Raw genomic sequence first — 19,368 nt, 5'->3', positions numbered from 1 at the left:
TTAGAAGTACCCGTCCTTCTTGCGGTCCTCCATGGCGGCCTCGCTGAGCCGGTCGTCGGCGCGTGTGGCGCCGCGCTCCGTCAGGGTGGAGCGGGCGACCTCGGCGACGATCGCGGTCAGGTCCGCGGCATCCGACTCCACCGCACCGGTGCAGCTCATGTCGCCGACCGTGCGATAGCGCACCGTGCGCACCTCCACGTTCTCGTCGTCGCGCGGTGGCGAGAACTCGCCGACCGGGCGCCACATGCCGTCGCGGGAATACACCGCGCGCTCGTGGGCGAAGTACAGGGGAGGGAGTGCGATCCCCTCGCGCTCGATGTAGCGCCAGACGTCGAGCTCGGTCCAGTTCGAGATCGGGAAGGCGCGCACGTGCTGCCCGGGGGTGTGACGGCCGTTGTACAGACTCCACAGCTCGGGACGCTGGTTGCGCGGGTCCCACTGGCCGAACTCGTCGCGCAGCGAGATGATCCGTTCCTTTGCGCGAGCCTTGTCCTCGTCGCGGCGCGCTCCGCCGAACACGGCGTCGTGACGCCCCGCCGCGATCGCGTCGAGCAGCGGCAGTGTCTGCAGCGGGTTGCGCGTGCCGTCGGCCCGCTCGGTGAGCCGGCCGTCGTCGATGTAGTCCTGCACGCGGGCGACTTCGAGGCGGATGCCGAGTCGCTCGACGGTCTCGTCGCGGAACGCGAGCACCTCGGGGAAGTTGTGGCCCGTGTCCACGTGCAGCACGGGGAACGGGACCCTTCCGGGTGCGAACGCCTTCGCCGCGAGATGGAGCACGACGACGGAGTCCTTGCCGCCGGAGAACAGCAGCACCGGGCGCTCGAACTCGGCGACCACCTCACGGATCACGTGGATCGACTCGGCCTCGAGCAGGTCGAGCGTGCTGAGAGACTGGGCGCGTCTCGTCTGGGTATCCGAGAGAGTCATTCGTGCAGCCCGCATTCCGTCTTCGAGAGCCCGGCCCAGCGGCCGGACCGGGGATCTTCGCCGGCGGCGACCGGCTGGGTGCACGGCGCGCAGCCGATCGACGGGTAGCCGAAGCCGACGAGGAGGTTCACCGGCGCCTTGTGCGCCGTCGCGTGGGCGAGGACGTCGTCGAAGCTCCACGCGGCGACGGGGTTCACCTTCACGAGCCCGTTGCGCTCGTCCCACGTCACGAGAGGCGTCGCGGTGCGCGTGGGCGCCTCGTCGCGCCGGACTCCGGTGAACCAGACCTCGTACCCGCCGAGCGCGTCCTGCAGGGGTGCGACCTTGCGTCGTGCGCAGCACAGGGCGGCGTCGCGGTCGTGGAGCTTCGCGCCGAACTCGGTGTCCTGCTCGGCGACGGTCTGCGCGGGGAGCACGTCCACGATCCGCACGTCCAGCGCGCGCTGCACCTCGTCGCGTGTCGCGTAGGTCTCGGTGAAGTGGTAGCCGGTGTCGAGGAAGAGCACGTCCACGCCCGGCAGCTGCTCCGCCACCAGGTGGGGGAGCGCCGCATCGGCCATCGAGCACGCCACCGCCGCCGAGGCCATGGAGAAGTTGCGCGCGACCCACGCGACGACGTCGGCAGCGGATGCCTCGTGGTCGGTCAGGCTGCCGAGCTCGGCGTTTCCCCGCTCGGCGAGGGCCCGCAGCTCCTCGGCCGGGCGCTTCTCCACGATGCGCGGTGCGAGGGCGACGCTCATTGCAGGGCCTCCTCTTCGGCGCGATGCGCCCACTGCGCGAATGTCTCGTCGGCCGCGGCATCCCGGTCCTCGAGGAACCGCTTCACGACCCGCTCGGTGTAGTCCGCGATGCCGTCCGCCGCGACCTTCAGGCCGCGCACCGTGCGGCCCAGGCCCGGGTCCTCGCGGTCGGCGTTCGCGAGGCCGCCACCGAGGTGCACCTGGTAGCCCGGCACCTGCTCGCCGTCGATCGTGACCAGCTGGCCCTTCAGGCCGATGTCGGCCGTCTGGATGCGCGCGCACGAGTTGGGGCATCCGTTCACGTGCAGGGAGATCGGATGCGGCAGCTCGAACTGGTCGAGACGCGCTTCGAGGTCGAGCACCGCCGCGGTCGCGAAGGCCTTCGTCTCGACGATGGCCAGCTTGCAGAACTCGATGCCCGTGCACGCGATCGTGCCGCGCCGGATGAGGCTCGGCCGCGCCTGGAGCCCGAGCTCGTCGAGGCCGGCGATGAGCGACTCGACGCGGTCCTCGGGGATGTCGAGGATCACGACCTTCTGGTGCGGCGTCGTGCGCAGCCGCGTCGACCCGTGTGCCTCGATGAGCTCGGCGAGCTTCGCGAGGTTCGGGCCTGACACGCGCCCGACGATCGGGGTCGCGCCGATGTAGAAGCGGCCGTCCTTCTGACGGTGCACGCCGACGTGGTCGCCCTGAGTGAGCGGCTTCGGCGCCGGCGGGCCGTCGGGCAGCGCATAGCCGAGGTACTCGTCCTGCAGCACCTGCCGGAACTTCTCGGCGCCCCACTCGGCGAGAAGGAACTTCAGTCGCGCCTTGTTGCGCAGCCGCCGGTAGCCGTAGTCGCGGAAGATCTGGGCGACCCCGTGCCAGGCATCCGCCACCCGCTCGGGCGAGATGAAGACGCCCAGGCGTTCGGCGAGGCGCGGGGTGGTGGACAGGCCGCCGCCGACCCACAGGTCGTAGCCGACACCGAGCTCGGGGTGCTCGACGGCCACGAAGGCGACGTCGTTGATCTCGTGCACGACATCCTGGCTGGGGTGGCCGGTGATGGCCGACTTGAATTTGCGGGGGAGGTTCGCGAGCGACTCGTCGCCGATGAATCGCGACGTGATCTCGTCGATCTGCGGCGTCGGATCGATCAGCTCATCGGCGGCGATGCCCGCGACCGGCGAGCCGAGCACGACGCGCGGAACGTCGCCGCAGGCCTCGGTCGTCTGCAGGCCGACGGCCTCGAGGCGACGCCAGATCTCGGGGACGTCCTCGACGCGGATCCAGTGCAGCTGCACGTTCTGCCGGTCGGTGAGGTCAGCGGTGTCACGACCGAACTCGACCGAGATGCCGGCGATCACGCGCAGCTGGTCGGTCGTGAGCTGGCCGCCGTCGATGCGGACGCGCAGCATGAAGAACTCGTCCTCGAGTTCGTGCGGTTCGAGGGTCGCGGTGCGCCCGCCGTCGATGCCGGGCTTGCGCTGCGTGTAGAGGCCCCACACGCGGAAGCGGCCGTGCAGATCGGTCGGATCGATCGAGGCGAACCCGCCCTTCGAGTAGACCTCCTCGATGCGCCCGCGGACGCTCAGGCCGTTGTCGACCTGCTTCCACTCCTCGTTGCCGTTGAGCGGCGCGAGGCCGTCGATCTTCCACTGCCCGTTGGGCTTGGACGACGGGCGCGGTGGACGTGCCGCGGCACGCGCCTCGTGCGGCTTCGCCGGGCGCGGGTCGGTGTCGCTGATGGTCACGGGTGGCCTCCGGATGACCCGGGCGTCCCCGGGGGACCCTATCGAGTCCATGCCGCGAGAGTAGAAGCGGCGCGGGCCGCGGCCTATCCGAGCGTCAAGGGGCGTCACCGTGCGTAACGGTGCGTCACAGAGGTTGCGGCGCGGGTATTCGGACCCGGTTCACCAACGCCTGAGCCGGAGTGTCAGGAGAGCGCGGCGCGGTACCGGTCGATGACGATGTCGACGAGGGATGCCGGGGGCTCGTCGTCGTCGAGCAGCGGGCGTGCGACGGGGGAGCCGTGGGCGAGGCGCACGGCGAGGTCGTGGAAGTAGCCAGGCGCCAGGAGGTAGTCCGCGACGATCACGCGATCGGAGGATCCCCCGCGAGCGTCCGCCACGGCGGCACCGAGGCGCGGGTCGGTGGCGGCGAGGAAGCCCACGGTGATCGCGCGGCCGAGCCGTTCGCCGAGCATCGCGCCGATCCGGCGGCAGTCCTCGTTCGCGCGCTCGTCGCTCGAGCCGGCGACGGCGAGGACGACGGCGTCGTCTGCCGTCACGTCGAGCGGCCCGAGTCGTGCGAGCAGGGCATCGACGAGCCGCGGGTCGGGTCCGAGCGCCGGCGCGATCGTCACGCCGGCGCGGCCGGCGGTCTGCTCCTTCAGGTCGACCCGCACGTGGTAGCCGGCCGAGAGCAGCAGCGGCACGATGATCACCGGCTGGTCGGCCGGGAGGGCGTCGAGCGACGCCGCGACGTCCGGCTGCTGCACGTCGACGTGGCCGAGGCGCACCGTGATGTCGGGCAGGCGTTCGGCGACCGCGGCGACGAGCGCCGCGACGGCTGCCCGCCCGTCGGACGAGGCGGTGCCGTGCGAGATCGCGAGGAGCGCGGGCGTGGTCATCGCGTCCATTGTGGCCTGGTCGCGCGGCCGGCGTGTGACGCCCGTCATGGCCGCGCGCCGACGGAAAACGAGGAAACACGCCGAGCAGGGGCGCTGTGCGCGCGGCCCGCCCGGCGTGTCTCCTCGCTTCTGTGCGGCGGCTGCCGGTCAGGCGGCCGAGTCCGCCGCGGGGGGCGGCGCCGTGAATCGACGGGGGAGAATCCCCCGTTCGGTCGGGGTCGCGGCCGCGGGAGCCGCATTGCTCCCCATGCTTTGACGGGGGCTGGGTGGTCAGGCCGCGGGGGAGCCCGGGACCGTCTGCGCTGCGACGCCGGCCGCGAACCCGCGCTCGTACGCGCGCTCGGCCTTGCGGGCACCGTGCCCGCGGTGGCCCTTGTGGCCGTGGCGGTGGCCGGCATGACCGTGCTCGTGCCCGTGGTGCGGCGCGTGACCCGGGTGCCCGTGAGAGTCCTGGCCGTGGAGCGAGCCGCCGCGCCCGTGCCCGTGGTGCCACTGCTCGTGCATGGCGTGGCCGCGGCATCCGTCACCCGCGTGCGGATCCTCGCCCCACGCGTCGTCGAACGACGCGTCGTGGTGAGGATCGGATCCGGGGCGTCCCGGGTGGTGGCCGGGCTCGAAGCCGCGGTGCCGGTTGGGCCCGAAGCCGAAGCGGATGTCGGGGCGGAACGGCTGCGGACCGCCGAAGCGCCCGGGACCGAAGCCGCGCCCGGGACCGAAGCCGCGCCCGCGGGGGAAGGGCTGGGTCTCGTCCCAGCCGAGGCCCCGCGCGATGGCCTCGAGCGAGGCGGTCATCGTGGCGTAGTCCCCGGGTGAGATCGCGTCGGCGACGCGCGAGCGGATGCCGCTCACGGCCTCGCCGAGGCGGTCCTTCGCCTCGCGGCCCGCAGTGGTGACCGCCCATGTGCCGTCGCCCTGCTCCTCGGCCCAGCCGAGCTGGTCGAGTCGGCGCAGGCGCTTGCCGCCCTTGCGGGCGAGGCGTTCGGCGAGTCCGGGTGCGTCGACGTCGCCCGAGAGGGCGTTGAGCAGCATCCAGTCCCTGCGGGTCACGCCCTCGCCCTCGAAGGCGGCGGCGAACTCGCGGGAGATGAGCCCGTCGACGAGGCGGAGCCAGTAGCCCAGCGGGCGCTGCGCACCGGCCTGCTCGTCGGGGGCGGAGTCTTGGTTTTCGAAGTCGTTGTTCATGAGAAGTCCTTTCCGGCGACCTGAGGTCGCGAAGTGCATGTCCTCATACATGCATATGTAGTGTGACATGGGTTGGCATTGCATGTCAAGTCGCATGTAAATTGGCGGTATGCCGCAGAAACCGACCGATCCTGCCGACGTCATCGCCGCTGCGCTCGCCCGGCTGCGGGGCCGGCGCGGACCCCGCCCGCCGTGGGAGGGCGGTCCGGGTCCGCACGGCCACGGCCCGATGCACCACGGGCACTCCGCCCAGCAGTGGGGCAGGGGCGGCGGGCATCACGGGCGCGGCCCCGGCCCCGGATGGGGCGGCGCAGCGCGCATCGGCGGCCCGGCGCGCATGAGACTGCTCGAAGCGCTCGCCGCAGCGGGCCGGGCGCTGTCCGTGGGCGAGATCGCCGACGCCGTCGGCGTCGACCAGCCGCGCGCCTCCCGGCTGGTGCAGCAGGCGTTCCAGCTCGACCTGGTGCGGCGCGAGGCCGACCCCGACGACGCGCGGCGCACGCGCGTGGCGCTGACGGATGCCGGCGCCGCCCTGGTCCGCGGATTCCGGGGGGAGCGGCGCGAGGCCATCGACACGGCCCTGTCGAGCTTCAGCGACGTCGAGCGCGCCGACCTCGCACGGCTGCTGACGAAGCTCGCCGACGCCTGGCCGGGCGCCTGATCCTCAGCGAGTTGCCAAGACACGCCGCCCGCGCGTCACCGCGCCGGCGTGTCTTGGCGACTGGAGGTGAGGGTGACTGGAGGAGTGAGGGCGAGCAGATCAGACCTCCGCGTGGCGGGGCGGTGCCTTCACGAACAGCAGCAGCACGAACCCGATCGCCAGAATGACGGCGATGCCGAGGATGCCGTAGAGCGTCTGGTTGCCGGACACCGCGATGAAGAGGCCCCATAGGAGCGGTGCCATCCAGCTCGCGGCGCGCCCCGTCGTCGCATAGAGACCGAAGATCTCTCCCTCCTGGCCGACCGGAGTGACGCGGGCGAGGAACGACCGCGACGCGGCCTGGGCGGGGCCCACGAGTGCGGCCAGGACGATGCCGGCCGCCCAGAACAGTCCCTTCCCGGCACCCGCGCCGATGAAGACGGCGAGGCAGCACGCGATGATCCCGCCGATCGCGATGAGGATCACGGCTTTGGGGCCGAACCGGTCGTCGAGGCGACCGGCGAGGATCGTCGAGATGCCGGCGACCAGATTGAGGGCGACACCGAAGATCACGAGATCGGTGAAGCCGAACCCGAACACGCGCGCGGCGATCACGGTGCCGAACGTGAAGACGGCGGCCAGTCCGTCGCGGTAGACGGCAGACGCCAGCAGGAACCACAGGGTCGGACGGTGCTCGCGCCACAGCCGCCCCACCGAACGGACGAGCTCTGCGTAGCCGGCGAAGAAGCCGACGCGCTTGGCGGCGGGCGAGGGCGGCGGCTCGGGCACGTTGCGGAAGATCGGGATGGAGAACAGGATCGTCCATACCGTCGCCCCGGCGGCGATGAGCTGGAACGTGATCGCCTGCGTGCCGTCGAGGACGCCGCTGAGGATGAGTCCGACGACGATCACCAGCGCGACGATGCCGCCGATGTAGCCGAAGCCCCACCCGAGCCCCGAGACGCGCCCGACGGTCTTGGGCGTCGAGACCGAGACGAGGAGCGCGTTGTAGTTGGCGCCGGCGATCTCGCCCACGACGCTGCCGAACGCGATCATGGCGACCCCGAACCAGAACAGCGACGGCGTGCCCGGGATGAAGGCCATTCCGAGCTGGCAGAGGATGAGCAGCCCGGTGAAGATGCCGAGCATGAGCTTGCGGCGCCCGGTCGCATCGGCTCGCTGACCGAGCACGGGCGCGAGCAGGGCGATGAGGATGCCGGCGACCATGATGCCCCAGCCGAGATTCGCATCGAGCCCGCCGAGCGCGCGGCAGAACTCCGTCAGCGCGTTCGCGGTCGTGTCGCAGTCGATCTCCTCACCGTTCACGATGCCGCTGGCGGCGATCGCCGGGTCGAGGAAGAACGACGAGACGAGGAAGCTCGGCACCCAGACGAAGGTGAGGAGGACGGAGTTGAACGGCTGGGTCGCCCAGTCCCACAGCGCCCACGAGAAGACCCGCTTGCGGGGGATCGGCTCCTCGGAGCCCGATTCCTGGAACACGTCGGCGAACGGCCGGATCGCTCCCGTGTTGGCCGTTGCCGGCGGCGGCGGGGTGCGGAAGATCGGCTCCTCGGCGGAAGGTTCGGGTCCCATGCTCGTCACGGTAGAGCCCTTCGGTGAACATGCGGTGCATCGGCGCGGCGACAGTGCGGTTCCGGATGCCGCGGGGCAGCGTCGCCCCGCGCGATCAGGCTACGCGTTCGCGGCCGCGCGTGATCTCACTCGCGACGGGGTGATTCCTGACGGAACTGTGGATGCCGCGGCATCCGCTGTGCTTCACTTCGCTGATGACCGAAAAGAAGGCCGTGCCCACCGCGTTCAACGGGCGCCTCGCCATCCTGCTTGCGATGGCGATGTTCGTGCTCGTCGTCGACACGTCGATCATGAACGTGTCGATCTCGGCGGTGGTGAAGGATCTCGGCACCACTGCGAGCGGCGTGCAGGGCGCGATCGCGCTCGAGGCGCTCGTCTCGGCGGCCTTCATCCTCATCGGCGGCAAGATGGGGGACCTGATCGGCCGCAAGCTCGCCTACATCCTCGGACTGATCGGCTACGCCATCGGCGCCGTCGCCATGACGTTCGCGCAGAGCCTCACGGCGGTCATCATCTTCTGGGCGATCATCGGCGGGATCGGCGCCTCGCTCCTGCTGCCCTCGATGCAGTCGCTGATCCACGGCAACTTCACCGGCGCCCACCAGAAGCGCGTCTACGCGCTCGTCGGAGCGTCGGCGGCGATCGCGGCGGCAGTAGGCCCGCTCCTGGGCGGGTTCATCACGACGTTCTGGTCGTACCGGGTCGCCTTCGCGCTGGAGGCCGTGATCATCGCGGTGGTGCTGCTGGGCGCGGGTCTCGTCAAGGATGTCAAGTACACGGGCGACCGATCGATCGACCTGGTCGGCGCTGGCCTGTCGGTGGTCGGCATGGGCGGCGTCGTGCTCGGCATCCTCGTGTGGCAGGAGGGCGGCGGCTATGTCGGCCTCATCATCGGCCTCGGCGTCGTCGCTCTCGGCGGACTCGCGTGGTGGCTGAACTCGCGCAAGAAGCGGGGCAAGCCGGTGCTGCTCGACCCCGCACTGTTCGCGTCCAAGCCCTTCCGCACGGGCGTGAGCGGACAGCTCCTGCAGCAGATCGCGCTCGGCGGCACGATGATCGTGCTGCCGCTGTACCTGCAGATGGTGCTCGAGTACAACGCACTCCAGGCCGGGCTCTCGATCGCGCCGCTCTCGTTGAGCATGTTCGTCGTGGCCATCTGGGCGGGTCGTCGGGCCAAGGGCCGCCCGGCGAACCTGATCCTGACCGGATTCGTGCTCGCCTTCGTCGGACTGCTCGCGATCGTGCCGCTGGTGCCGATCGCCGACTCCGGCTGGTACCTCACGCTCCCGTTGATCGTGGCGGGATCCGGGCTGGGCCTTCTCGTCTCCCAGCTCAACAACTACACGCTGTCGCCGATCTCCGACGAGCGCGTCAGCGAAGCGGCGGGCGTCAACTCGGCGGCCGGGTCTTTCGGGCTCTCGTTCGGTCTGGCCTTCGCGGGCGCCATCATGCTCGCGACCCTCGCTGCGTCGTTCACCTCGCTCGCCGACTCGAGCGAGGTGCTCACCACCGAGCAGCAGCAGCAGGTGTCCACGGTGCTGGAGGAGGACGCGGAGCTCATGTCGAACTCCGGTATGGAGCAGCTGCTGGCCGACGAGCCGCCGGAGGCCTCCGCCGAGGTGATCCGCATCAATACCGAGGCTCGGCACATCGCCCTCCAGGTCGCGCTGCTGATCCCGATCCTCGCGGCCGCCCTGGGGGCGCTCAACGGGCTCCGGATGCGGCGGCTGCCCGACCCGAAGGCCTCGTTGTCGGAGACGCTGCTCGGCTGACGGTCGCCTCGGCGCTCAGGCGCGCCCTCGGCTCTTCGCGCCCTCGGCTCTTCGAGCCTCTGCGGATTTCGCAGGTGAGTTCGCGTTCACATGGGGGTGCGTGACCCGCAACTCACATGGGGGTGCGTGACCCGCAACTCACATGGGGGTGCGTGACCCGCAACTCACATGGGGGTGTGTGACCCGCAACTCACATGGGGGTGCGTGACCCGCAACTCACATACGGAAACGAGAGGATCCTGACTTTCCGACCACACCCGCGGCCCGCAATCCCACCAAACTTGAGTCAAGTCATATCAACTTCATTTGACACGTTTCGGAGGCCGGAGTAGGGTTGAGTCATCGCGGCTCAACTCGTACGTCGAGCGGATGCCGCTCCCCGACTTCCCCCAACAACCACGGGCCGAGGCGATGTCCCCGGCCAGATGAAGGAGAGATACACATGGCACGTGCTGTCGGAATCGATCTCGGTACGACCAACTCGGTCGTCAGCGTCCTCGAGGGCGGCGAGCCCAAGGTCATCGCCAACGCCGAGGGCTTCCGCACGACCCCGTCGGTCGTCGCGTTCACCAAGGACGGCGAGGTGCTCGTCGGCGAGACCGCGAAGCGCCAGGCCGTCACCAACGTCGACCGCACCGTCTCGTCGGTCAAGCGCCACATGGGCACCGACTGGACCTTCGAGGTCGACGGCAAGAAGTGGACGCCGCAGGAGATCTCCGCGCGCATCCTCCAGAAGCTCAAGCGCGACGCCGAGCAGTACCTGGGCGACACGGTGACGGATGCCGTCATCACGGTCCCCGCGTACTTCAACGACGCCGAGCGTCAGGCGACCAAGGAGGCCGGCGAGATCGCCGGCCTCAACGTCCTGCGCATCATCAACGAGCCCACGGCGGCCGCACTGGCCTACGGCCTCGACCGCGGCAAGGAGGACGAGCTCATCCTCGTCTTCGACCTCGGTGGCGGAACGTTCGACGTCTCGCTGCTCGAGGTGGGCAAGGACGATGACTTCTCGACCATCCAGGTGCGCTCGACCGCCGGTGACAACCGCCTCGGCGGCGACGACTGGGACCAGCGTCTCGTGGACTACTTCATCAAGCAGTTCAAGGACACCACCGGCGTCGACGTCTCGGGCGACAAGATCGCGCTGCAGCGCCTCAAGGAGGCCGCGGAGCAGGCGAAGAAGGAGCTCTCCTCGTCGACGAGCACGTCGGTGAACCTGCCGTACCTGTCGCTCACCGACTCCGGCCCCGTCTCGCTCTCCGAGACGATCACCCGCGCCAAGTTCGAGGACCTCACCAAGGACCTCCTCGACCGCACCAAGAAGCCGTTCGAAGACGTCATCCGCGAGGCCGGCATCAAGGTCGCCGACATCGACCACGTCGTGCTCGTCGGCGGCTCGACCCGCATGCCCGCCGTGAGCGAGCTCGTGCAGCGCGAGGCCGGCAAGGAGCCCAACAAGGGCGTCAACCCGGATGAGGTCGTCGCCGTCGGCGCGGCCCTCCAGGCCGGCGTCCTCAAGGGCGAGCGCAAGGACGTGCTGCTCATCGACGTGACCCCCCTGAGCCTCGGAATCGAGACCAAGGGCGGCATCATGACGAAGCTCATCGAGCGCAACACCGCCATCCCGACCAAGCGCAGCGAGACCTTCACGACCGCCGACGACAACCAGCCATCGGTCGCGATCCAGGTCTTCCAGGGCGAGCGCGAGTTCACGCGCGACAACAAGCCGCTGGGCACGTTCGAGCTCACCGGCATCGCACCGGCCCCGCGCGGCATCCCGCAGGTCGAGGTCACCTTCGACATCGACGCGAACGGCATCGTCCACGTCTCGGCGAAGGACAAGGGCACCGGCAAGGAGCAGTCGATGACGATCACGGGCGGCTCGTCGCTGCCCAAGGACGACATCGAGCGCATGGTGCGCGAGGCCGAGGAGCACGCCGCTGAAGACAAGAAGCGTCGCGAGGCCGCCGAGGTGCGCAACCAGGCCGAGACCCTGTCGTACTCGATCGAGAAGCTCATCAAGGAGAACGACGACAAGCTTCCCGAGGACGTCAAGTCCGAGGTGCAGGGCGACGTCGACGCTCTCAAGTCGGCACTGGCCGGCGAGGACGACGAGGCTGTGAAGACCGCGTTCGACAAGCTCAACCAGAGCCAGGGCAAGCTCGGCGAGGCGATCTACGCCTCGAGCCAGGCCGCTCAGCAGGCGGCGGACGCCCCCGCTGACGAGCCCGCCGGCGACAGCGGTGCGACCGACTCCGACGAGGATGTCGTCGACGCCGAGGTCATCGACGACGAGGACGAGAAGAAGTAACCATGGCAGACAAGGACTTCGAAGAGCCGCAGGGCGACGAGGTCCGTCCGGGCGAGGGGTCGGAGGCGCACGCCTCCGACCCCGACCCGCAGGACGGGCAGGGCACCGACGACGAGCTGACGGTCGACGACATCCTGGGCGCGGCACAGAATCCGGATGCCGCCGCCGAGGACGCCGTCATCGCCGACCTCGAGTCGCAGCTGCTGAATGACCTCAAGCGACTGCAGGCCGAGTACGCGAACTACCGCCGCCGCACCGAGGAGCAGCGGGAGATCGAGATCGAGCGCGCCAAGGGCGCGGTGGCCAAGGGCCTCCTGCCCGTGCTCGACGACCTCGACCGTGCCGAGAAGCACGGCGACCTCGAAGAGGGCACGCCGTTCTGGGCGATCGCCGAGAAGCTCCGTGGCGTGGCCGAGCGCATGGGCCTCGTCACCTACGGCGCTGCCGGCGAGGTCTTCGACCCGCAGCAGCACGAGGCGATCTTCCAGGCGCCGACCGCCGGGGTCGAGACGCCGACGATCCTCGAGGTCGTCGAGACCGGCTACCGTCTCGGCTCCGTCGAGCTCCGCCCCGCGAAGGTCGTCGTCGCGGTGCCGGCCGAATAGGCCGGGGAGGAGCATCCATGGCCAGTCAGGACTGGTTCGACAAGGACTTCTACAAGATCCTCGGCGTGCCCAAGGACGTCGCCGACGCCGATCTCAAGAAGACCTACCGCAAGCTCGCGCGCACCTACCACCCGGACTCCAACGCCGGCGATGCGGCCGCGGAGGCGAAGTTCAAGGAGGTCAGCGAGGCGTACTCGGTGCTCTCCGACGCCGAGCAGCGCAAGGAGTACGACCAGATCCGGGCGATGGGCTCCGGCGCTCGCTTCACCTCGGGCGGGCAAGCCGGCAACGGCGGCTTCGAAGACGTCTTCAGCATGTTCAACCAGGGCCGTGGCGGTGGCACGCGATACCAGTCGGAGGACTTCGACGACATCTTCTCGATGTTCAACCAGCAGCAGGGGGGCGGGTTCGGCACCGGCCGGTTCGGTCAGTCGACCGGCGGCTACCGCGGGTACGGCGGCCCCACGAAGGGCGCGGACGTCACCGCGCGCACGACGATCGACTTCGTCACCGCGACCAAGGGCGAGACGATCTCCCTGCAGGGCGAAGACGGCCGCCCCTTCAAGGTGAAGATCCCTGCCGGCGTGTCCGACGGGCAGAAGATCCGGCTGCGCGGCCGCGGGCGCCCGTCGCCCGACGGCGGCGAGACGGGCGACATCGTCGTACAGGTCGCGGTACGGCCGCACCCCGTCTTCACGCGCGACGGCCCGAACCTGCGGGTCACCGTGCCCGTGACCTTCACCGAGGCGGCACTCGGCGCGACGATCGAGGTGCCCACGCTGGGCGGCGAGCCCGTCAAGCTCCGCGTCGCCCCGGGAACCCCGTCCGGCCGCGTCCTGCGGGTGAAGGGGCGCGGTGTCGCGACCGCCAAGGGCACCGGCGATCTCCTCGCCGAGGTGCAGGTGGCGGTGCCGTCGCACCTCGACGACGCCGCCCGCGAGGCGCTCGAGCGCTATCACGAGCTCGAACCCAAGGAGAACCCGCGCGCCGACCTGATGAGCAAGGCGCGCGGCTGACATGCTTCCCCAGAACAGGAGATCCGGCGAGAACAGGACGATTCCTCGCGAATCGTCCTGTGCACGGCCAGATCTCCTGACCTCGTGAACGAGAGGGGGCGACGGTGATGGCAGAGCAGCACGACATCGACGACGACGCGCCGATCTTCGCGATCGCCGTCGCCGCCGAGCTCTCGGGCATGCACCCGCAGACGCTCCGCCAGTACGACCGCCTCGGGCTGGTCGTGCCCGCCCGCACGCCGGGCGGCTCCCGCCGGTACTCGCTGCGCCATGTCGCGCAGCTGCGCGAAGTGGCACGTATGTCGGCCGAAGGCATCGGCCTTCCGGCGATCGTCCGCATCCTCGAGCTCGAAGATCGCGTCCGAGAGCTCCACGGCCGCGTCCGCGACCTCGAGGACCGCGTCCGCATCGAGCTCGAGCGACGCCCGGGCGCCCGCGTCTTCGCGGCCGGCGCGACCGGCGCCGTCGTGACACTGCGCAGCGGAACGCGCGTGCGCCGCGCCACCGAGCTCGTCGTCTGGCGGCCGCGCCACCAGCTCGAGCAGGGCGAAGGCGAAGCGGATGCCGCGCCCGGCGACGCGCGGGAGCCTTAGCGCGCAGACCCGTCGGCCGGTCCGGTGATCTCCCTGCGGGGGTGGCGGATGTCGCGCCCCCGCGCCACGATGAACGCATGGCGACGCTCGACCAGGTGAGGGAGCTCGCGCTGGCGCTGCCCGGAGTGCACGAGCGCGTCGACGGCCACCGCGGCGGAGCGACGTGGCGCACCGACGCCGGTGCGTTCGTCTGGGAGCGGGGTCCGGGCAAGGCCGACCTCGTCGCCCTCGAGAAGCTCGGCCGGTCGTGGCCGGACGGCGTCGTGGTCGGCGTGCGCACCGACGGGCTCGATGAGAAGGAGGCGCTCCTGGAGACGTTCCCCGACGCGTTCTTCACCATCCCGCACTTCGACGGCTACCCGGCCGTGCTCGTGCGACTCGACCGGATCGAGGTCGCACAGCTCCGCGAGGTCGTGACCGACGCGTGGCTGCTGCGGGCGCCCCGGCGCGTCGCTCGTGACTGGCTCGACGCCCACGCCTGACGCCGGCATCCGTCTCGCTCACCCGTCACGGCGCAGCGGAGTCGATGCCGACCGCCGACGAGATCGCCGCCGCTCTCGAATAGTGCCCGAGAATCGCTGAAATCGATTTCGCATTTCGGCCGTCTCCTCGTATCGTGACTCGCGACGATCGAGGAGGATCATGTCTGCTCACAACGCGCGCCCGCTCCACCGAACCGCTCTTGCGGCGTTCGCCCTCCTGGCCATCGCTCTGACGAGCGGCTGCGGGGCATCGGGCACCGGCGCCGTGCCGATCGGCACCGACCAGGACAAGCCCTTCGTCCTCGAAGGGGTGAGTGGACTGACCGAGATCGCACAGCTCACGGGACCCGACGCGATCAACGACACCGAGAGTGCTGCCGTCGCCGGCACCGACCTCGGCTCGATGACGACGATCGGCGATCGCACCTACTTCTTCTTCGGGGACACCTTCGGGGAGCGCGACCCCGACTCCATCGGAGGGCAGGGTGGCATCTGGCGGTCCAACGTCTCAGCATGGACGACCGACGACGACCCGTCCGACGGCATCACCTTCGACGGCTGGGCGCCTGCCGATGACATCGGCTGGGCCGAGGCGCTCGTCGAAGGCGACCACGACGCGAACAACGGGGAGGGCGAGGTCACGAAGATCCCGACCCACGGCTTCGCGATCGGCGAGACGCTGTACATCTCGTACATGTCGGTGAAGTTCTGGGGCGAGCCGGGCGCATGGGATGCGAACTACGCGGGCCTGGCGAAGTCGACCGATCAGGGGGAGACCTGGACGGCCCTGGACAGCCCGCAGTGGCCGGGCGACTCGAACTTCATCCAGGTCGCGCCCGTCCACGTCACGGAAGAGGGCACGGAGTACCTCTACTTCTGGACGATCCCGGCCGGGCGTTTCGGCGGCGTCGCGCTGATGCGGGTCCCCGCCACCGAGGACGCGGTCGAGGATGCCGACGCGTACACGTACTTCGCCGGCACCGATGACTCGGCGGATCCGATCTGGGAGTCGGATATGGATGCCGCGGAGCTCGTCGTGGACGGCACGATCGGCGAGCTGTCGGTGATGTGGTCCACGTATCTCGAGCGATGGGTCATGACCTACTCCGACGGGGGCAACGCCTACATCCGCGAGGGCATCACTCCGTGGGGACCGTGGGGCGACCCGATCGAGCTCGTCTCGAGCGCCGATTACCCTGGGTTGTACTCCCCGTATATGAGCCCGCGCTATGTCGCCGACGACGGCAAGCGCATCTACTTCTCGATGTCGCTCTGGGATCCGTACAACGTGTTCTGGTTCTCGGCGGACCTCGACAAGGTCTCGTGACCGGGCGGAGACGGGCGTCGTTGTGAAATCGATACAGAGCACCACAGCCGCGTTCCGCGGCGTTGCAGCGCTGCCGCACGAGGATTCAGGTCTGATTTCAGGCCTTCCGACGCCTGCGGTGGCCTCGGGCAGCACGCGAACGGGAGTGAACCGCTCTTGCACTTGAAATCGATTTCGCATAATCTCGCCACCAGACGAGATCAGTGACGATCCGCGGCGCCGCCGCGAAGCGCCGATCGACGTCACGACCGGGCTTCCTGACCGGCCACAGCGTCGGCTCACCGAAGAGCCGAGTTCCTGAGGAGGGACCAATGCACAAGAGAAACAGCAGGCTGGTGCTCGCCGTCGTGGCGGCCGCTTCGGCGGGCGCATTGCTCGCCGGTTGCGCCGGCAGCGGCGGCACGCCGACGACCGAGGACGGCAAGGCCAAGGTGATCTTCTGGCAGCAGAAGTTCGAGGACTACCAGCAGGCCTGGTTCAAGCAGCAGGTCGCCGACTTCAACGAGTCGCAGGACGAGATCGAGATCGAGTACACCGTCGTTCCGGCGGACACCTGGGACCAGAAGCTCAAGGCCGCGCAGGCCGCCGGCAAGGCTCCCGACGTCAAGACGACGAACTACGGAAACATCAAGCCGATGCAGGCCAACGGCCAGCTCGCCGACCTGACCACGCTGATGGACGACCAGGCGATCGCCGACATCAAGGAGAACGTCGCCGACTTCGTGACGGTCGACGAGGGCGTCTACGGCTACCCGATGCTCGTCGAGCCCTCGACCGTGCTGTTCTACCGCACCGACCTGTTCGAAGCGGCCGGCATCGACGCGCCGCCCACGACGTACGAAGAGCTCATCGAGGACGCACGCGCCCTCACCAAGGATGGCGTGTACGGCATGAACGTCGCGCAGACTGCTCCCGACCTCGGCTGGTCCTCGTGGGGTGGCCAGTGGAACACGGCCGGCGCGCTGCCCCTGCGCGGCGACTGGTCCGAGGCGCATGCGACCGACCCGAACTACGAGAAGCTCGCGAGCCTCTACCAGACGCTCTACATGGACAAGCTCATGCCGCAGGAGGCGACGTACGGCTACGCGGACTGCTCCTTCTTCGGCGAAGGCACTGTCGCGATGAGCGCCTGCGGATCGTGGGCGCTCGGCCAGATCGCCGGCAACCCCGACTGGACCACGACGCAGGAGAACTTCGCGGTGGCGCCGTTCCCGTCGTCGGACGGCGACGCCACCAAGCCGACCGCGACGCTCGGCGGATGGACGCTGACGGTCGACTCGAAGTCCAAGGTCCAGCAGCAGGCGGCCGACTTCGTCTCGTACATGCTCGCCGACAATCCCGAGAACCTCGTCGAGTTCTTCGCTGCGAGTGGTTTCTCGAAGTACGCGGCGACGACCAGTGTCGACGAAGCGCTCGCCGCGGACCCCGAAGCCGCGGAGAACCCTTATATGGCGATCATCTCCGAGCAGATCGTCGCGCACGCCAAGGGCGAGCCGGCCTACCCGTGGGACGTGAGCCTCGCGTTCGCGACCGCACTCGAGAAGGCCATGCGCGGTGGTGACATCGAGGCCTCGTTCGACGAGGCTCAGGCGGCGATCACCGACATCATCGAGAAGCAGAAGCTCGCAGGTATGGGCACCGGCGAGTGAGCCGCGTCGGGTGGGCGCCGCTGCGGCGCCCACCCGACGTACTCTGTCACCGCACACGCCGAAGGAGATCCCCATGACCATGTCGCCGCAGAACACGGCGCACCTGAGCCAGGTCGCGGACCTCGCTCTTCAGAGCGAGCCCGAGACGAAAAAGGGTCGTCGCGGTCGCAAAGAGCGCGTGCGTGTCGCCAAGCATCTGATGGACAACCGCACGGCGTATCTGATGATCGCGCCGATGGTGATCCTCCTGGGCATCTTCGTCTTCTGGCCGCTGGCGTACTCCTTCTACCTGTCGACCTTCGAGATCAGCTTCTACGCCGACCCCGTCTTCGTCGGCCTGCAGTTCTACCGCTACGTTCTCGAGGACCCGAAGTTCTGGCACTCGATTTGGATCGGCGCGCAGTACGCCCTCTACGTCGTGCCGGCCATGCTGATCATGGCGTTCCTCATCGCGAGCCTGATCCGCACGTGCGGGATCAGGCTGGCCGGTCTGCTCAAGACCACCGTGTACATCCCGACCGTGGTGTCGGCCGTCGTCGCCTCGATCATCTTCGTGTTCATGTACCGCTCGGACGGCGGCATCGTGAACTGGCTCCTGAGCTTCGTGGGTCTCGGACCGTACGCGTTCCTGTCCGACCCCAACCTCGCCCTGCCCGCGATCTCGATTCCGGGCATCTGGCTCGCCTTCGGCGTCACCACGCTCATCATGCTGGCGGGGATGTACGACATCCCGGAGAGCTACTACGAGGCTGCGCAGCTCGAGGGCGCCAACTTCTTCCAGCGCACGTTCTACATCACCATCCCCCTCATGAAGAACGTGATCGTCTTCCTGCTCGTCACCTCCACCATCGGCGCTCTCCAGCAGTTCGAACTGCCGCTCATCATGACGGGCGGCGGTCCGACGAACGCGACGATGACGCCCAACCTCTTCATCTTCAACACCTTCAAGGATCCGACGCCCTACGCGACGAGCTTCTCGCTCACCGCCGCGCTGATCCTCTTCTTCGTCCTCGGGACGGTGAGCGTGCTGATCTTCAGGCTCATCAACTCCGACAAGGCGATCGACGGCTAGAAAGACCAGGAACCGGAGTCATGAGAGAGTCGATCGGCAGTCGTGCCGTCAAGTGGGGCCTCGGCGCCCTGATCGTGGTCAGCACGATGCTTCCGCTCGCGTGGATGATCATCGCGGGCTTCAAGGGCAAGAACGAAGTGCTGCGCACGCCCTTCCAGTTCTTCCCCGACATCTGGATCTGGGAGAACTACGCGCAGATCCTGAACGACCCCGCCTTCCTGCAGGCGATGTTCATCACGTTCATCGGCGCCCTGATCTTCACGGTGCTGAGCCTCACGGTGAACTCGTTCGCCGCCTACGCGTTCGCGCGGCTGGACTTCCGCGGCAAGAGGCTGTGGTGGGCCTACTGCATCACGCCGATGTTCGTGCCGGGCATGGCGATCCTGCTCACGTCGTTCGTCGTCGTGTCGAACCTGGGCATGCTGAACACCCTCGCGGTGCTGATCATCCCCGGCATCGCCTCGGCCGCCCAGATGTTCTTCATCCGGCAGTTCTACCTGAACACCCCCGTCGCGATCGAGGAGGCGGCGCTCATCGACGGCGCGAGCCGCTGGAAGATCTTCTGGACGATCTTCCTCCCGCAGTCGCAGGGACCGTTCGTGGTCGTCGGGGTCGGCTCGTTCCTCGCCTACTGGAACGCCTATGTCTGGCCGATCCTCACGATCCAGGACCCCGGTCTGCAGCAGATCATGCAGTACCTCGCGAACTTCCGCTCCGACCGCGGAAACGAATGGGGCCTGCTGATGGCCGGGTCGGCGCTCGCCGCGCTGCCGACGATCCTCCTCGTGCTCATCTTCCAGCGCTACATCGTCAACGGGGTGCGCCTCGCGGGCATGAAGTAGGCGGGG

17 protein-coding genes are annotated in these 19,368 nt (G+C 69.0%); 11 read left to right on the top strand and 6 right to left on the bottom strand.

Annotated elements, in window-relative coordinates; all coding sequences use genetic code 11:
• The 5 genes from cysD to ASD93_RS12800 form a co-directional block, all read right to left on the bottom strand.
• On the bottom strand, nucleotides 1-927 hold the full coding sequence (gene cysD, locus ASD93_RS12820) for a sulfate adenylyltransferase subunit CysD (RefSeq protein WP_056123198.1): 927 nt from the start codon (nucleotides 925-927) through the stop codon (nucleotides 1-3).
• The gene (locus ASD93_RS12815) at nucleotides 924-1,667 is read right to left on the bottom strand and encodes a phosphoadenylyl-sulfate reductase (RefSeq protein ID WP_056123196.1); all 744 of its coding nucleotides are present in this window, start codon (nucleotides 1,665-1,667) and stop codon (nucleotides 924-926) included. Before ASD93_RS12815 ends, cysD begins: the two co-directional genes overlap by 4 nt.
• Entirely contained in the window at nucleotides 1,664-3,400 is a 1,737-nt protein-coding gene (locus ASD93_RS12810; protein WP_056123194.1) for a nitrite/sulfite reductase, read from the bottom strand. Before ASD93_RS12810 ends, ASD93_RS12815 begins: the two co-directional genes overlap by 4 nt.
• Nucleotides 3,401-3,582: 182 nt before the next feature.
• Complete coding sequence (locus tag ASD93_RS12805; RefSeq protein WP_056123192.1) at nucleotides 3,583-4,278, bottom strand: sirohydrochlorin chelatase; 696 nt, start codon at nucleotides 4,276-4,278, stop codon at nucleotides 3,583-3,585.
• Nucleotides 4,279-4,548: 270 nt separating this feature from the next.
• Nucleotides 4,549-5,460, bottom strand: a complete 912-nt coding sequence (locus ASD93_RS12800; protein WP_056123190.1) for a hypothetical protein — start codon at nucleotides 5,458-5,460, stop codon at nucleotides 4,549-4,551.
• Nucleotides 5,461-5,569: 109 nt separating this feature from the next.
• Between ASD93_RS12800 and ASD93_RS16180 the strand changes: the two genes are divergently transcribed.
• Nucleotides 5,570-6,121: a MarR family winged helix-turn-helix transcriptional regulator gene (locus ASD93_RS16180; protein ID WP_235566954.1), complete on the top strand. Its 552-nt coding sequence runs from the start codon at nucleotides 5,570-5,572 to the stop codon at nucleotides 6,119-6,121.
• A 99-nt stretch (nucleotides 6,122-6,220) separates the two neighbouring features.
• Here ASD93_RS16180 and ASD93_RS12790 read toward each other — a convergent pair whose 3' ends face one another.
• Nucleotides 6,221-7,693 (bottom strand): MFS transporter, encoded by a 1,473-nt coding sequence (locus ASD93_RS12790; protein ID WP_082569317.1) that lies wholly within the window; start codon nucleotides 7,691-7,693, stop codon nucleotides 6,221-6,223.
• A 194-nt stretch (nucleotides 7,694-7,887) separates the two neighbouring features.
• Here ASD93_RS12790 and ASD93_RS12785 point away from each other — a divergent pair, with 194 nt between their 5' ends.
• The 10 genes from ASD93_RS12785 (at nucleotide 7,888) to ASD93_RS12740 (ending at nucleotide 19,362) form a co-directional block, all read left to right on the top strand.
• A complete protein-coding gene (locus tag ASD93_RS12785; RefSeq protein ID WP_056124499.1) occupies nucleotides 7,888-9,465 on the top strand; it encodes an MFS transporter in 1,578 nt (525 codons plus the stop codon).
• Nucleotides 9,466-9,907: 442 nt separating this feature from the next.
• Complete coding sequence (dnaK, locus tag ASD93_RS12780) at nucleotides 9,908-11,776, top strand: molecular chaperone DnaK (RefSeq protein ID WP_056123187.1); 1,869 nt, start codon at nucleotides 9,908-9,910, stop codon at nucleotides 11,774-11,776.
• A gap of 2 nt (nucleotides 11,777-11,778) precedes the next feature.
• Nucleotides 11,779-12,381: a nucleotide exchange factor GrpE gene (locus ASD93_RS12775; protein ID WP_056123184.1), complete on the top strand. Its 603-nt coding sequence runs from the start codon at nucleotides 11,779-11,781 to the stop codon at nucleotides 12,379-12,381.
• A 17-nt stretch (nucleotides 12,382-12,398) separates the two neighbouring features.
• The gene (locus ASD93_RS12770) at nucleotides 12,399-13,397 is read left to right on the top strand and encodes a DnaJ C-terminal domain-containing protein (RefSeq protein WP_056123181.1); all 999 of its coding nucleotides are present in this window, start codon (nucleotides 12,399-12,401) and stop codon (nucleotides 13,395-13,397) included.
• 107 nt (nucleotides 13,398-13,504) lie between these two features.
• On the top strand, nucleotides 13,505-13,990 hold the full coding sequence (locus ASD93_RS12765; RefSeq protein ID WP_056123178.1) for a heat shock protein transcriptional repressor HspR: 486 nt from the start codon (nucleotides 13,505-13,507) through the stop codon (nucleotides 13,988-13,990).
• A 77-nt stretch (nucleotides 13,991-14,067) separates the two neighbouring features.
• Nucleotides 14,068-14,472, top strand: a complete 405-nt coding sequence (locus tag ASD93_RS12760) for an MmcQ/YjbR family DNA-binding protein (protein ID WP_056123176.1) — start codon at nucleotides 14,068-14,070, stop codon at nucleotides 14,470-14,472.
• A 160-nt stretch (nucleotides 14,473-14,632) separates the two neighbouring features.
• The gene (locus ASD93_RS12755) at nucleotides 14,633-15,799 is read left to right on the top strand and encodes a DUF4185 domain-containing protein (RefSeq protein WP_056123173.1); all 1,167 of its coding nucleotides are present in this window, start codon (nucleotides 14,633-14,635) and stop codon (nucleotides 15,797-15,799) included.
• 311 nt (nucleotides 15,800-16,110) lie between these two features.
• Nucleotides 16,111-17,448: an ABC transporter substrate-binding protein gene (locus ASD93_RS12750; protein WP_056123171.1), complete on the top strand. Its 1,338-nt coding sequence runs from the start codon at nucleotides 16,111-16,113 to the stop codon at nucleotides 17,446-17,448.
• A 73-nt stretch (nucleotides 17,449-17,521) separates the two neighbouring features.
• Nucleotides 17,522-18,520: a carbohydrate ABC transporter permease gene (locus ASD93_RS12745; protein WP_056123167.1), complete on the top strand. Its 999-nt coding sequence runs from the start codon at nucleotides 17,522-17,524 to the stop codon at nucleotides 18,518-18,520.
• A 20-nt stretch (nucleotides 18,521-18,540) separates the two neighbouring features.
• Entirely contained in the window at nucleotides 18,541-19,362 is an 822-nt protein-coding gene (locus ASD93_RS12740; protein ID WP_056123164.1) for a carbohydrate ABC transporter permease, read from the top strand.
• Nucleotides 19,363-19,368 lie beyond the last annotated feature (6 nt).

This window comes from Microbacterium sp. Root180, from assembly GCF_001428485.1.
Classification (GTDB): Bacteria; Actinomycetota; Actinomycetes; order Actinomycetales; family Microbacteriaceae; genus Microbacterium.
The sequence above is the reverse complement of the archived record's forward strand: the minus strand, read 5'-3'. Positions and strand labels throughout refer to the sequence as shown.